Source organism: Gordonia sp. NPDC057258 (genome assembly GCF_042668985.1).
Taxonomy (GTDB): Bacteria; Actinomycetota; Actinomycetes; order Mycobacteriales; family Mycobacteriaceae; genus Gordonia; species Gordonia hongkongensis.
This window is the reverse complement of the sequence record NZ_JBHUXZ010000038.1, coordinates 31,943-46,116: the sequence shown is the minus strand read 5'-3', so window position 1 is coordinate 46,116 and position 14,174 is coordinate 31,943. Positions and strand designations below refer to the sequence as shown.

General features: G+C 67.9%; 11 protein-coding genes. 6 read left to right on the top strand and 5 right to left on the bottom strand.

Annotation, left to right across the window (positions count from 1 at the left end; all coding sequences use genetic code 11):
* A partial coding sequence (locus tag ACFUEJ_RS20570) for a hypothetical protein (protein WP_388031530.1) occupies window positions 1–255 on the top strand: 255 nt, incomplete at its 5' end.
* A 55-nt stretch (window positions 256–310) separates the two neighbouring features.
* Here ACFUEJ_RS20570 and ACFUEJ_RS20565 read toward each other — a convergent pair.
* Window positions 311–3,739 (bottom strand): arabinosyltransferase domain-containing protein, encoded by a 3,429-nt coding sequence (locus tag ACFUEJ_RS20565; RefSeq protein ID WP_388031527.1) that lies wholly within the window; start codon window positions 3,737–3,739, stop codon window positions 311–313.
* Window positions 3,740–3,873: 134 nt separating this feature from the next.
* Between ACFUEJ_RS20565 and aroQ the strand changes: the two genes are divergently transcribed.
* From aroQ to ACFUEJ_RS20545, 4 genes are all read left to right on the top strand, one after another.
* Entirely contained in the window at window positions 3,874–4,332 is a 459-nt protein-coding gene (gene aroQ, locus ACFUEJ_RS20560) for a type II 3-dehydroquinate dehydratase (protein WP_068971650.1), read from the top strand.
* 77 nt (window positions 4,333–4,409) lie between these two features.
* On the top strand, window positions 4,410–5,663 hold the full coding sequence (locus ACFUEJ_RS20555; protein WP_388031525.1) for a DUF3500 domain-containing protein: 1,254 nt from the start codon (window positions 4,410–4,412) through the stop codon (window positions 5,661–5,663).
* A gap of 136 nt (window positions 5,664–5,799) precedes the next feature.
* The gene (locus tag ACFUEJ_RS20550) at window positions 5,800–6,282 is read left to right on the top strand and encodes an SRPBCC domain-containing protein (RefSeq protein WP_137811045.1); all 483 of its coding nucleotides are present in this window, start codon (window positions 5,800–5,802) and stop codon (window positions 6,280–6,282) included.
* Entirely contained in the window at window positions 6,275–6,592 is a 318-nt protein-coding gene (locus tag ACFUEJ_RS20545; RefSeq protein WP_068971647.1) for a metalloregulator ArsR/SmtB family transcription factor, read from the top strand. Before ACFUEJ_RS20550 ends, ACFUEJ_RS20545 begins: the two co-directional genes overlap by 8 nt.
* Window positions 6,593–6,786: 194 nt before the next feature.
* On the opposite strand, the gene ACFUEJ_RS20540 is transcribed toward ACFUEJ_RS20545, so the two are convergent.
* Complete coding sequence (locus ACFUEJ_RS20540) at window positions 6,787–9,390, bottom strand: alpha/beta fold hydrolase (RefSeq protein ID WP_388031521.1); 2,604 nt, start codon at window positions 9,388–9,390, stop codon at window positions 6,787–6,789.
* 332 nt (window positions 9,391–9,722) lie between these two features.
* Here ACFUEJ_RS20540 and ACFUEJ_RS20535 point away from each other — a divergent pair, with 332 nt between their 5' ends.
* Window positions 9,723–10,400, top strand: coding sequence for a nitroreductase (locus tag ACFUEJ_RS20535; RefSeq protein ID WP_388031518.1), 678 nt, complete (start codon window positions 9,723–9,725; stop codon window positions 10,398–10,400).
* A gap of 24 nt (window positions 10,401–10,424) precedes the next feature.
* Here ACFUEJ_RS20535 and ACFUEJ_RS20530 read toward each other — a convergent pair whose 3' ends face one another.
* From ACFUEJ_RS20530 to ACFUEJ_RS20520, 3 genes are all read right to left on the bottom strand, one after another.
* Window positions 10,425–11,204, bottom strand: coding sequence for an MBL fold metallo-hydrolase (locus ACFUEJ_RS20530; protein ID WP_388031541.1), 780 nt, complete (start codon window positions 11,202–11,204; stop codon window positions 10,425–10,427).
* A gap of 5 nt (window positions 11,205–11,209) precedes the next feature.
* The gene (locus ACFUEJ_RS20525) at window positions 11,210–13,114 is read right to left on the bottom strand and encodes a galactan 5-O-arabinofuranosyltransferase (protein WP_388031538.1); all 1,905 of its coding nucleotides are present in this window, start codon (window positions 13,112–13,114) and stop codon (window positions 11,210–11,212) included.
* 250 nt (window positions 13,115–13,364) lie between these two features.
* Window positions 13,365–14,126 carry a decaprenylphospho-beta-D-erythro-pentofuranosid-2-ulose 2-reductase gene (locus tag ACFUEJ_RS20520; protein ID WP_388031516.1) on the bottom strand — a complete coding sequence of 254 codons (762 nt, stop codon included), beginning with the start codon at window positions 14,124–14,126 and terminating at the stop codon, window positions 13,365–13,367.
* Window positions 14,127–14,174 lie beyond the last annotated feature (48 nt).

The window sequence follows — 14,174 nt, the reverse complement described above, 5'->3', positions numbered from 1 at the left end:
CCGCAGCCACCACCGGCCGCCGGGCCACACCCCCACGCCCACACCCATCACAGGACCCTGTTGACACAAACCCTCATAGGCTGCTCAGGGAGCAGCGGGCGCCCCGATGCCGTCGGCTACGGCGACCGCGGCCTCCGTCTCGAACTCGCTTATCGCGAACTGGTCCATCCGCGAACACCGCCGGAGCACCTCACCAGCCCACCGCTGACCCCGGTCGAAGCAGAACTCGCACGCATACTCACCGACCACCGGTGACGGCAAAGCAGATCGCCTCGCCGACTACCACCGCGGCGACCGGGCCGCCTAACCGTCAGTGCCGCAACGGCGCGGGACTCCACAGTCCGCTGCGGGTGGCGGTGCCGGTCTCGATCTCGGCGAGCGTGTCGACGTCGCCGTATGGCTCGTAGCGTTCGAGGGCGCCCCAGTCGCGTCCGATGTCGGCCATCAGATAGGTCGGCACCGCCGTCGCCTGCTGGGAGACCTCGAGCCAGCCGAGGGGGCCGCCGCCGAAGCGGTTCTGCCACGCCGACACCGCGGCTGCCAGGTCTGAGCCCGGCTTGATGCGCCACTTCGGGATCTCCGCGACCCCGACGTCGTGGGTGAACGGGCGCTGGCACGGGAACGCCAGGCCCGAAGTCCAGTCGATGTGGACCGGATCGGTGCTGCCGACCACGTCCTGCAGGGTGTCCATCTGCGGGATCCGTGGCGGGGTGAGCACGATGAACCGGTCCTCGGCGAGGTTGTCGTCGGTCGCGACGATCCGCACGGCGGTGGTGTCGGACGGCAGCTCGTCGGTGTTGTAGCGCAGGTTGCGCCACGACGGGCGCGGGCCCGGGTCGATGAGTTCGGTGTCGCCGGCGGCCTCGAGGTCGGCATCGCGGGTGTCGGGACCGATCGGGTCCGCGGTGTACTCGAGCATCACGTTCGGATTGTCGTACTCACCGGCCACCGACATCGTGAGCAGCGGGCGGTCCCGCCAATCCGGCGGCAGCGCGTACCACCCGGAGGTGAGGCGGGCCGGGACCTGGTCGAGCTTGGAGTAGCTGCCCATGACCGGCGTCGAGGCGGGATCGAGGAAGAACGGGAGCGCCGCGGTGCTGCCGTTGATCCCGGGTTCGGCGATCTCGCCGCCGCCGGTACCGCCGGGGTTGGAGTTGACGATGTCGGGGGACTGCCAGACGTCGCCGGACAGGACACCCAGCGACCCCTCGCTGGCTGTCGACTCGAGTGCTGTCGGCACACCGTTGGGGGAGAATCCCGAGGTGGACGGCACGCTGCCCGGTGCGGGCGGTGGTCCGCCGAGAGGGTTGGGCAGCGTCGGGTCGACCGGGCGGAGCATGTCGCGGTCGGGGTCGGACTCCACCCAGACCTTGTCGGCCATCCCGCACGGGTTGCCGGCGACGGCGGCGAAGTTGGACCGGGGTACCGAGTACGACGAGCTCTGGTGGATGCCGGCGAAGATCGCGGTGACGATCTGGAAGACGACCACCGCCATCGCCAGATAGGCCAGCGGGGCGGCCGCCATCGAGGCGACCAGTCGTCGGTACCACCGCTGATGCGCGGCGTCGGCGCCGGTGGATTCCTCGACGTGCGGATCGGTCCCGGTGAACGGCTCGCGGAAGTGGAACCACAGTGCGACCAGCAGCAGGGCGAGCGCGGCATAGAGCAGCACGCTGCCGAGCATGATGCCGCCGATCTTGACCTGCTCGACGCCCCACGGCATGCCCCACGCGGAGTAGTAGTAGTACGAGTTCGGCGCGGTGAAGGCGAGTCCGCCGATGAACAGGACGAGCGCGCAGAACAGGGTGCGGTTTCGCCTCGAGTGCATGGACTGCTGGCTGGCGGCGATGGCCGCGATCGCGGCGAGGGCGGCCGCGATACCGGCGAAGACGCCGAAGTGGTGGGTCCACTTGGTGGGGGTGAACATGAGGAACACCAGCGATGCGAAGGTGATCGCGACGATGCGGCGGGTCGGGCCGATGGCGGTCCCGGGGATGCGGTTCTTGCGGACCAGCACCGCGGCCGAGACGACCAGCCCCAGGATCATGGCCAGTACCGCGAACCGACGGGCGATGGAACCGTCGGCGGAGAAGGCGAAGAGCGCCGAGTAGCGACCGATCTCGTTGTACCAGCTCATCGACGGCCCGAGCGCCGACTTCATACTCGACGCCTCGACGAACGACCGCAGGGTCAGGTTCGAGAACACGACGAAGACGACGAAGGTTCCGGCGGCGAGGATCGGCGCGATGAGCGCCACGAACGACCATCGCAGCGAGCGCTTGCGATCGCGGTCGGCGGTCTCGGGATCGCCGGATGCCGATCCTGCGGATTCGGTGTCGGCGGAGGACAGTTCGGCGACGACGCGGGCTCGCTTGATGAGCGCCATGATCATCGGGCGTGCGCCGGCGATCAGTGCCGCCACCGCGAGCAGGCCCGTCGGGCCGGCGGCGATGCTGAACGCTCCGATCAGGCACGCGACGGCGGCCGGCAGCATGCGACCGGTGGCGATGGCCCGTTCGACCGAACACCAGGTCAGCAGGGCGCCCAGGCAGATGATCGGTTCGGGCCGCAGGCCGTTGTTGAAGGGGAACCAGCACGCCAGGAACGCGAACGCCGCCGTCCAGGCGACCATCGGGCGGGTCAGCGCGGCACGTCCCAGGCGGGGCAGGACCTCGTGACTGACGATGAGCCACACCAGGATTCCGCACAACAGTGCGGGCAGACGCATCCACGGACTCGCCACCGAGACGTGGCTGAGCAGTCCGAAGACCTGGTAGTACCAGCCGAACGGCGCCTCGGGTGCGCCGTACCAGCGGAAGTAGTTCGCGGTGTAGTCGCTGTCCTGGGCCACCCTCGACATGGTCAGGAGGTAACCGTCGTCGGAGGTGTTGGGCCCGATCATGTGCCACACGATCAGCGCGCCGATCACCACATAGTCGCGCGCATTGAGTCGCCACCACCGTGCCGGGAAGATCCGACGATGCCGTCGGCCGTCGGTCGAGTCCAGTGCTGCCAGGGCGGACAGAGCCAGTAGCGTCGACGCCACTCCGACGATCACGACCAGCCACTTCGAGATGGTCGGCGCGGTGTTGTAGCGCGAATCGATGGTGACGTGGGCGTCGAGTCCCGCGATGTCGGCCGCCGGCCCGGTGAGATCGGTGAAGAGGCCGGTCACCTGGGGGCGCTGGTCGGACGAATACTTGAAGGCCTCTTTGTCCTCGGTCGTGCCGGCGAGTGGCTCGTCCTCGCCGTCCTCGTTCCGGATGCCGCTCGTCATGCCGACGAATTCGGCGGTCACCGCGTCGGAATCGGCATGCACGACGATCTCTCGGCACCCCTGGTCGCGCATGTCCTGCAGCGTCGCCGACACCAGCGAGACGTTGCGGATGACCACCTCGACGCCCTGCCGGTCCAGGGGCGCATCGGCAGCACCGGTCTTGCGGATGAACAGGCCGCGCTCACCGGACTTCGGTGCCTGCTTGGGAGTCGTCGAGAGCAGCACCGACCCGCCGGGCGGCAGGGCGTTCACGGCAGTGCAGGGAATCGAGACGTCGAGGTCGACGGGCGTGTAGCCGATCAGCGGGGCCGACACCGAACCGATCTGACCGTTCTGCGGCCAGTCGATCTCGGCCGTTCGCTGCGACACCGGCATGAGGGGAGTCGCGAGTGCGAGCAGGAATCCGAGTAGACCGGTGACGATGGCGACGATCCTCGCTCGTCGAACGGTCTGCGCTGGCACAAAGAGAGATGGTAGCCGTTGGGATGTCTCGCCCCCGTCGGCGGCGGTGCGGGCACGACGGGCGGGTGCTCACGGTCGCGCCGCGGCGACGCAGGAACGCCGATCGCCAGGTCAGGGCCAGTAAGGTGAACGCCATGTCCGACGCCGAGGTGCCCGACCGTCTGCCGATCCTGCTGCTCAACGGCCCCAACCTGAACACTCTCGGCACCCGGGAGCCGGCCGTCTACGGCTCGGACACTCTGGCCGACGTGGTCGACCTGGCCGAGCGCACCGCCGCCGAACTCGGTTTCGGTGTACGCGCGGCGCAGACCAATCACGAGGGGCAGATGCTCGACTGGATCCACGAATCCGTCGGCGAGATCAGCGGCATCGTCATCAACCCCGGGGGATGGACCCACACCTCGGTCGCCCTCGCCGATGCGCTCGTCGTCCCCGATGTCCCGATCCTCGAGGTGCACATCAGCAACGTCCATCGGCGCGAGGCATTCCGGCATCACTCCTATGTGTCACCGATCGCCGCCGGGGTCATCGCCGGTTTCGGCATCCGCGGTTACGAATTCGCGGTTCGCCGACTCGTCGATCTGGTCGGCTGACCAGAGCGGCACGGTTCCCAGGAACCGTCCAGGTTTCTCCCAGGGAGGGAGCAGTGGGCGCCGATAGCTTTCGTCGTATGCACAAGCGAACCTCTGCCTCTGCCCCTGCCTCTTCTCCTCGCCGCGTGCGCTTCGCCATCGTGTCGGCGCTGCTGGCCGGGGGCCTGCTCCTCGGTGGCTGCACCACCGACGCTCCCAGCACGTCATCGGCCTCGACCTCTGCGTCTTCGTCCGTGTCCTCCTCGATCACCACCGAAGACGCGTCAACCACCGCCACCACGATCTCGTCGTCCGCCGAAGCCGCTCAGGCGTTCCTGGCCACCCTGTCCGATGAACAACGCGAGCAGGTCACCTACGACTACGACGACGAGACCAAGACGACGTCGTGGTCGAACTTCCCGGTCACCTTCGTCGACCGCGCCGGGGTGAACCTCGCAGATCTGTCCGACGAGCAGCGGGCCGCCGCGATGAAGGTTCTGGAAGCGCTCCTCAGCGACGAGGGCTACGCCACCGTCACCGGAATCATGGGCGGTGACGAATATCTTCATGAGAAGAGCAGTTCGACGGAGGAGTCGCTCGGCCAGTACTACATCGCCTTCTTCGGCGATCCGTCTGATTCGAGTGCCTGGGAGATCCAGTTCGGCGGGCACCATCTCGGCATCAACGCCACACTCGATGGCGCGGCCGATGAGATCACCTTCGCTCCCACACATCTGGGAATTCAGCCGGCGGTGTACACCGATTCCGACGGCAACGAGGTCCAACCGTTCGACGGCATCTACACCACGGCGTTCGCGTTCTACGACAGCCTGACCGACGAACAAAAGGCAGCCCTGTACCAGGGGTCGACCGTCGCGAACATGGTGTGCGCTCCCGGAAGCACTTGTGATTACCCCACGGGGACAGGAATTTCGGGCGCTGATCTGACGGATGAGCAGAAAAAGCTGCTGCTCGACGTCATCGCGAACTGGGTGGGCCTGTCCGACGAGGAGACCACCTCCGAGGCACTCGCCGAGATCGAAGCGACGCTCGACGAGACCTACATCAACTGGTCGGGAGCCACCGCCTACGACATGACACAGGGTGACGGTATCTACTTCCAGATCTCCGGCCCCGATGTGTACATCGAATTCGCCGCCCAGCAGGGTTCCGCCGGTGCCGATGTCGAGGGCGTCACGACGTCGGGCTGGGGACACGTCCATACGATTTATCGCGATCCCGGCAACGACTACGCCGGCAGCGTGACCCAGCAAGCCGCCACCGGCATGGCCGGAGGAGCGGGCGGTCCCGCCGGGCAGGCTCCGGCTGGATCTCGCCCCGCCAGTGGTTAGTTGTCAGCCTCGGGCAGCCGCCGTCAAGCGACTCGCGAGTCCAGAACTCATCGACTGGCGCAACCGTAGGGTTGCAGAACCTCCGGACTACTGCAACTATGGAGTTGCAGCAATCAACTTAGGCGAGGGAGTATCGATGAGCGAGAACACAACCACACATGACGTGACCGATTCGGCGACAGGAGAATTCGACCGGATCGAGCGCGAGATCGCGATCGACGCACCCGCCGACCGGGTCTGGTCTCTGGTCAGCGAACCGGGATGGTTCATCAACGACAAGGCGATCACCGAGCACCGGATCGAACGCGACGGCGACCTGTCGACCATCCACGACCCGGTCCACGGCGCCTTCACCTTCCGCACCGTCGAACTCGACGAGCCGCGATACGCAGCGTTTCGATGGCTCGCCGATGCCGCTGATCCGCAATCGGATTCGACGCTCGTCGAGTTCTGGATCACGCCGGCGGACTCCGGCGTGCTCCTCAAGGTCGTGGAGTCCGGTTTCGCGTCGCTGCCGGGAACGGAAGCGGAGCGACGCGCACGGTTCGACGGCAACAACGAGGGATGGACCATCGAACTCGAGCTGGCCCGAACACATCTCGGCGGCGTGCATGCCTGACGTCGCTCCCGTCGAGGTCTTCGCCGCGCTGTCCGACGAGAGCCGATGGCAGATCCTCACGCGACTGGGTTCGGAACCCGCGTCCGCGTCACATCTCGCGGCCGAACTGCCGATCAGCAGGCAGGCGATCGCGAAACACCTTCGGGTCCTCACCGAGGCGGGACTGGTGACGTCCTCACGTGTCGGCCGCGAGATCCGTTACGAAGCCGTGGGGGCACAGCTGTCGCGGGTTGCGCATCGGCTCGACACCATCGGCCGTGGTTGGGATCGCCGTCTGGCCGACATCAAACTCCGCGCCGAAGAGGGCTGAGCCGCACGACAACCCTCCATGATCCGAAAGAAGCGACACCCATTGCTCCCTGAGGTGCGAGGAGCGATAGCGACGAGCCTCGAAGGGTCCTGGTGAGACGACTCGAGAGACCCTTCGTGACGCTCGCAAGTTCGCTCCTCAGGGAGCAGAGGGGGCGTCGACTCGCTCCCTCAGCTCAGAGAGCGCAGGGCTCCTCACGGGGCGGCTGTAGCGGGGGGAGCGGCGGAGCTGATCACCTCGTCGATCGCCCTGGCGGTGTCGGCGGCGTGGGGTGCGCGGATCATCGAGATGTGGTCGCCGGAGACGTCGTGAAAGGTCACTTCGCCGGTCGACATCCGCCGCCACAGGTCCGGGTCGTCGGGATTGGTGCGGGCGCGGATGACGCCTACGGGACCCGCGTACTCCCGGGGTCGGTACCGGCGGATCATCCTGGTGCCCAACCGGAAGAACACGATCCACTGCACCGGCGTCGGGAGCTCGACCATCCCGGCAGTGGGGACGAGGACGGCCAGCGCGAGCTCCTTCACGATTCGCTGGGGGAGCGGTTCGCGGGCGGGCGTGGGGTCGTCCCCGGTGCGGTCGGGCAGGGCGGTGTCACGGGCACCTCCGCGCAGCGCACGCAGGCGTCCGACGATCCCGACCTTCTCACCACGAACACGCTTGGCCAGTGCCGGGTCGAAGAGCGAGTCCAGCACGACGACCGGATCGCATGTCTCGCCGGCCTTGGTCAGCTGAACCGCGACCTCCATCGCGACGAACCCGCCCAGAGAGTAACCGCCGACCTGATACGGGCCGCCGGGCTGGACCGATCGCATGTCGGCGATCGCCCGCCGTGCCGCGGCGCGCACGGAATGATCAGCGCGGCCGCGCTTTTCGACGCCCCGCGACTGGATCGCGTAGACCGGCCGATCGGTCTGCAGTGCTCGGACGACCGGGGTGAGGCTGGTCGCCAGGCTACCGGCGCCGGCCACCAGGAAGATCGGCCGGCCCGTGCCCTGTCGCAGCGGGATGAGGGTGGCCCCCGACGCATTCGCCGACCGCTCCTTCGCGGCCGACTCGATGCGCTGGGCGAACAGCGCGATGGTCGGCGCCTCGGCGAGCATCGCGGTGTTGACGTCCAGTTGGAGGTGATGCTGCACCTCGGCCAGCATCTTCGCGGCGGCCAGCGAGTCGCCCCCGAGTTCGACGAAATCCTCGTTCCGGCCGATGGATTCGAGGCCGAGGATCTGGCACCAGAACCGGTGCAGCGCCATCTCGGTCATCCCACGGGGCGGTTCGTGATCCGGACGTGCGGGCGGCGAAGGCAGGGCCGCCCGGTCCACCTTGCCGCGCTCGTTGCGCGGAAGTTCGGCGAGCACGATGATGTCGCGCGGAACCATCCACGGGGTCAACGTCTTCCCGAGCTCCTGCCGTATCTCGGCCGGGGAGGGTGACCACTTCTCGGGGTCCACGGCGACGTGGGCGGTGAGCCGTGCCTCGTCGCGGTTGGCGGTGACGACCGCCTCGGTGGTCCAGGGCAGCGCGCGGATGGCGGCTTCCACCTCGAGCGGTTCGACGAGGTACCCGCGGATCTTGATCGCGTCATCACTGCGTCCTAGGAGCGCGAGTTCGCCGGACTCGTCGAAGCGTCCGAGATCGCCGGTGCGATAACGTGTCCGGCCGTCGTGCAACACGATGAAGCGCGTCGCCGTCAGCTCCGGATCCTGGTGGTAACCGGACGCTACATGGGCGGATTCGACGATGACCTCGCCCGTGCTGCCGACCGGCAGATCGTTGCCGTCCGCGTCGACGATCCGAACGTGCTTGTCCGACGCCGGCACGCCCACAGGGATGGCGCCAGGCTCTACTTCCCGCTCGGGCGGGAACAGGTTGAAGGCCAGGTTGCCGACCTCCGATGCGCCTGCCCAGCAACAGAACACTCCGTCGGTCAGGATCGTGTCGCGGGCCAGCTGGATGTCGGCGCGGTGGGTCGGCTCACCGCAGGTGGACAGCAGTCGCAGGGAGTCGACGGCGTCGCCGGCCGACAGTTCACCCAGCCAGGATCGCAACAGCGACGGGGTGCAGTGCGCGGTCGTCGCCTCCTGCGCGACGAGCCAGTCCCGAAGCCCGGTCGTGGTGCGGCGGCGGACATCCCAGAGCAGCATGGTCGACCCGTTGAGCAAGCTCATCGCGAGCGCGTCGAGGCCGCCGCCGAAACTGAGGGGCAGCAGGACGACGGCGCGGTCGTCGGGTCGCATGCCGAGGAAGCGACGGCCGTCCCGGGCGTGATTGACCGGCATCTTCTGCGCCAGCACCACGCCTTTGGGGGTGCCGGTCGAGCCCGAGGTGAACAGCAGGACCGCCGGATCGTCAGGGCCGGGCTCGTCCGCGATACGCGTCTGACCTGGTTCTCGGGCATCGGCCGCGGTTTGCAGTAGATGGGCACCGGACCGTTCCAGCACGACCTCGCGTCGGTCCGGCGGCAGGAACGGGTCGAGAAGGACGAGGGGGCGTCCCGAACACAGCACCGCCAGCATCCCGATCGCCGAGTCGATGTCGGATTCGATCTCCACCGCGACGGGTCGGTCCGGATCGGTGGTGGCGACGATCGTGCGCGCGAGGTCGTCGACCCGGGAGGCGGCGTCGGCGAACGTGATCGACTGCTCGGGGGTCTGGAGTGCGACGGCCTCACCACGTACCGCGGCGACGGCTCGCCATCGGGCCGCGGCGGTGTCGGCGGCGTCGACGCCCGGAAGGTCGGTGACTGCCGTAGTGCCGGTGGGAGTAACCCGGGCTTCGGGAGGGTTATGGCTGTTCATGTCCTCAAACTTCCGCGGAGGCGGGAAACGTCGACGGTCATGGACGGGCCAGGCGAACTCGAGCCCGGGCAACGGTGCCACGCCGCGCGGGACTCGGCCCCTCCTCCGGCCCCGACAGCTTGCCTGGCAAGCCTACCCTTAGTCGTGCGAAGGAGCACGATCGGAGCGGGGTGGGAGCACGGGGATGCGGTCCGGTCGGCCGGGCATGACACGGGAAGCGGAGACATCCGGCCGGTCGGCGGTGACGTGTTCACCGGTCGTCGGACGGTGTGGTCGCTGCATCGCCGTCCGCGACGACGGGGCTGTTCGAGGCGTGCGAGGAGAGATCGACGATGCAGTACGACGAAGTGGTTCTAAGACGTCGCAGCACCCGCGGGTTCACCTCCGACCCCGTGCCTCGAGAGCTCATCGAGGAGATCCTCACCCTCGCCATGCGAGCCCCGTCGTCGATGAACACACAACCGTGGAACTTCCACGTGATCACGGGTGAACCGTTGGATCGCATCCGCGCGGGCAACACCGAGCGCAACCTGGCCGGCGTTCCCCATTCGCGAGAGTTCCGGACGGGCGCGGAGAAGTTCACCGGGACGCACCGCGACCGTCAGGTCCAGGTTGCGAAGCAACTGTTCGGCGCGATGGGCATCGCCCGCGAGGACATGGAGATGCGGCAGGACTGGGTGCTGCGGGGGTTCCGTCAGTTCGACGCGCCGGTCTGTGTGATCGTGACCTACGACCGCATCCTCGACGGCAGCGACGACACCCCGTTCGATTGCGGCGCGGTCTCGAATGCGCTGGTCAACGCCGCCTGGTCGCGCGGTCTCGGCGCGGTCATCAACAGCCAGGGCATCATGCAGTCGCCCGTGGTTCGCGAGCACGCCGGCATTCCCGACGATCAAGTGATCATGAAGAGCATTGCGCTCGGCTGGCCGGATGAGACCTTCCCGGCCAATGCGGTGGTCTCCGAACGCAAGTCGGTCGCCGAGGCCGCGACGTTCGTCGGCTTCGAGTAGCGGTGGGGCTGATCCTGCCGGGGCTCAGCGTGGCAGCGCCGCACGCGCGGCCGCGGCCACGCCGCCGTGATGAATCGGGCCGTGGCCCGGGAGCAGGATGTCGGCGTCGAGCTCGGTGAACCGTTGGACGCTGCGTCGCGCGGTGGGTTCGTCGTGTTGGAAGAGCGACGGGATGCACTGCGGGCCGGTGATCGACGAGATCTCGTGTCCGCTCACCAGTGCGTCGCCGGACACCAGGGCGCGGCCGTCGGCGACGAGGTAGGCGCTGTGGCCGTCGGTGTGGCCGGGGCTCGCCACGGGGACCGGTGCGCCCGGGAGGTCGAGCGGTTGGTGCCCACTGGTGGAGAACCCCGACGCCCGCGCGAGACCCGCACGGCTGAGGACGCCGAGCGGAGTGGTCTTGGCCAGCCACGCCCACAGGCGGGGATTCGCGGCCTGCGGGGCGAGATCGAGCGCGTTCGCCTGCTGGAGGTGATGGCGCAGCGCGTGATCCACCTCGACCGGGTCCATGTAGACGTCGAACCCGTACTGCGCCTGCAGCTTGACGAGACCACCCAGGTGGTCGACGTGAGCATGGGTGAGGAGCGCGCCACGTACGTCCTCGGGCTTGCGGCCGATCCGTTCGATGGACTCGACGACCTGGGCGGCCTGGCCCGGATAACCGCCGTCGATGAGCGTCAGCTCGCCGTCCTGCTCGAGCAGCACCCAGTTCACGACGTCGGTGGAGACGAAATGCGTTGTCGACGAATCGCCGTCGACCCGGGTGATCGTCATCGGTCGCGCGGTACGGAACGGGAGTCGCATCATCATCACTTCCGGACGACGAGCACGAACGGGCCGCGCTCGGTGACCTCGAAACGCGGGTCGTCGAACACCGCCGGGTCGAAGGTGACCGTATAGCGCTTCACGTTCGGATCGTTGGGATAGACGTCCTCGGCGAGGCGGAGCGTGTAACCGTCTGCGCTGTACCGGAACAGGAAGACATTCGGCGGGGTCCAGGGGGATCGGTCGAGCGCGTCGACGAGCTGGTCGGCGTTCTCGCTCTTCGCCCAACGCTCGATCGCGGCTGCGCGCTTGTCGAACTCGGCCAGAGGGTTCGCGTAGTGCGAGGTGAGTCCCTGGAATCCCCAATACGGGTAGATCGACAGGAAACCGAAGTCGGCGGTGAGGACGACGTTTTCGGTGCGCGGCCGGCCGGTCTGTTCACCGATCAGCTTGTCCAGCTCCGCGAAATAGGATTCGGCACCCGCCGGGCGGGCGTCGGCGCGTTCGCCGTATCCGTCGGTGTCGGTGTAGGCGGTGGTGATCTCGGTGGCGAGATGACCCGGGATGCTCTGTGCCATCGCGATTGCCGAGAGGACGGCGAGTGCGCCGACGACCACACGAACGTCGCCGAAGCGCCGTACCGCCGCATGCGCGAGGTCGACGACACCGAAGACGCCCGCCGCGCTCAGTGTGGCCACCAGGATCGGCTCGAGACGGAACGAGAGCAGGGTCGTGCCCAGGGCGGTCATCAGCATCGACAGCAGGCAGAAAAGATAGACCGTCACCACCGTGACGCCCATGGCCAGTGCGACGGTGCGGGTGCGGAAGCGCAGCAGAATCCAGAGGAGGCCGATCATCGTGATCGCGCCCACGAGGTTCAGCCCGAACATCGGCAGCGGCAGCACCGAACCGCGTTCGGGCAGATAGTGTTCGGCGGTCCCACCGCTGGCGGGCGTGTTGGTCAGGCGTGCCCACAGGTAGGGCGCCCACACCAGCAGGGCGATCAGGCCGGAGAGGACCCCGACGACGACCAGACGACCGATCACCGCGAGCACGACACCGCGCCGGCGGCTTGTCACCGTGGCCGACGGCGTGGCCTTGTTCGACGCGCTCAGCCAGCCTTGGACGGCGAAGTAACCGGCCAGCAGGACAGCTGTGAGGGCGAACAGTCCGGTGTAGAGCGTGTAGGTCGCGGCCGAGATCCCCAGGAACGCACCGGACGCCGCCACCGCGGGCCAACTCGTCGCGCCGAAGAGCGGACCCATGGGCCCGTCGACGGCACGGGTTCGTCCGCGCAGCGCGTAGGTCAGCGTGATCAGCATGGGTACGCCGATCAGCACCAGAATGGCCGCATACGGCTCCGGCGAGGTGTACAGCAACGTGACGGTGGTGACCGCGAGGCCCAGCGCGACACCGCGATCCGCGCCGAACATGCGGATGAACAGGATGACGCCGACGGCCGCGGCCACCGCCATCGACACGATCGCCCAGGTCTTGTAGGCCTCCCAGCCGGGCTGGCCGAGCAGGTTCGCGAACCGGCCGCCCCACCAGAACCAGCCGGCCGGGTAGTAGGGCGGCAGATCGGTGTAGGTCATGTCCGCGAGGTGCGGGCTCGACGTCATGCGGGTGAGGTACTCGGTGCGGAACTCCTGGTCGACCGAGAGTCCGAAGAGGTAGAGACGTGTTGCGCCCAGCGGCATTCCGATGGTCACCGTGACGAAGCCCGACATCGCGGCCGCCGACAGCACCGGCACCAGCAGGCGGCCCTTGCCGTAGCGATAGAGCAGTGCGGCGATCACCAGGATGGCGATCGCCAGCACCTGTCCGGCGGTCGTCAGCGACCGGGTCACGTTGGAGGAGTTGAACGCCGGCCACTCGACGGTCCCGATGGCCGTCAGTCCCGCCATCGACACCAACCCGCCGACCACCACGGCGATCAGCAGGGACAGTACCGCGCGTCCGTAGCCCGTCGAACCCTGCGGTGCGGAGGGCGAGTCCTCTTCCGCTCCGTGAGGAGTCCCAGAGCTTGCGGGGGGCGAGTCCTCTTCCGCACCGTGAGGAGTCCCGGAGCTTGCGGGGGGCGAGTCCTCTTCCGCTCCCTGAGGAGTCCCGGAGCTTGCGGAGGGACGTCTCGAAGGGTCAGGTCGGTTCATCACGTCCACTCAGACTCTGCTGTTCAGCGATTGGGCGATTCAGCGATCAGATCGGCAGCTTGCGGAAGATCGGACGCGGGATGTGGCGGAGCACCATCATGATGTAGCGGAACGGCCCGGGCACCCAGACGATCTCCTTGCCCTTGGTGGCCGCGGCCACCGCGAGGCGACCCACGTCCTCCTTGTCGACCGTGAGCGGCGCTTCCTTGACATGCGCCGACAACCGGGTGCGCACCTGGCCGGGACGGATGACGAGGACGCGAGCACCGAAGGGGCGCAGCGCCTCTCCGAGCCCGAGGTAGAAACCGTCCAGTCCGGCCTTGGTGGAGCCGTACACGAAGTTGCTGCGGCGCACGCGCTCACCGGCGACGGAGCTCATCGCGATGATCTGTCCGTGGCCCTGTACCTTGAACTTCTCGCCCAGCAGGACTCCAACGGAAACCGCTGCGGTGTAGTTGATCTCGGCTTCGGCGACCGCGAGACCGTGGTCCTGCCAGGCCTGCTCGTCGTCACCCTGGATGCCGAAGGCGACGATCGCGACGTCGACGTCACCGTCGGCGAACGCCTTGTCGATGACCGCCCGGTGCGTGTCGGTGGCGCGGGCGTCGAAGTCGATCTGCGTGACCTCGGTGGCGCCGGCGTTCTTGGCCTTCTCCACCGCCGCGTCGGCGGTGGGATCACCCGGCAGGGTGGCGAGGATGACCCGCGCGGGGCCCTTGCTGAGGTACTCCGCGGTGATGGCGAGCCCGATCTCGGAGCTGCCGCCCAGGACCAGGATGGACTGTGGGACGCCCACGGCGTTGATCATTATGTACTCGCTTTCGGTGACGTACAGGTCGGGTGCGCGTGCGGCGCG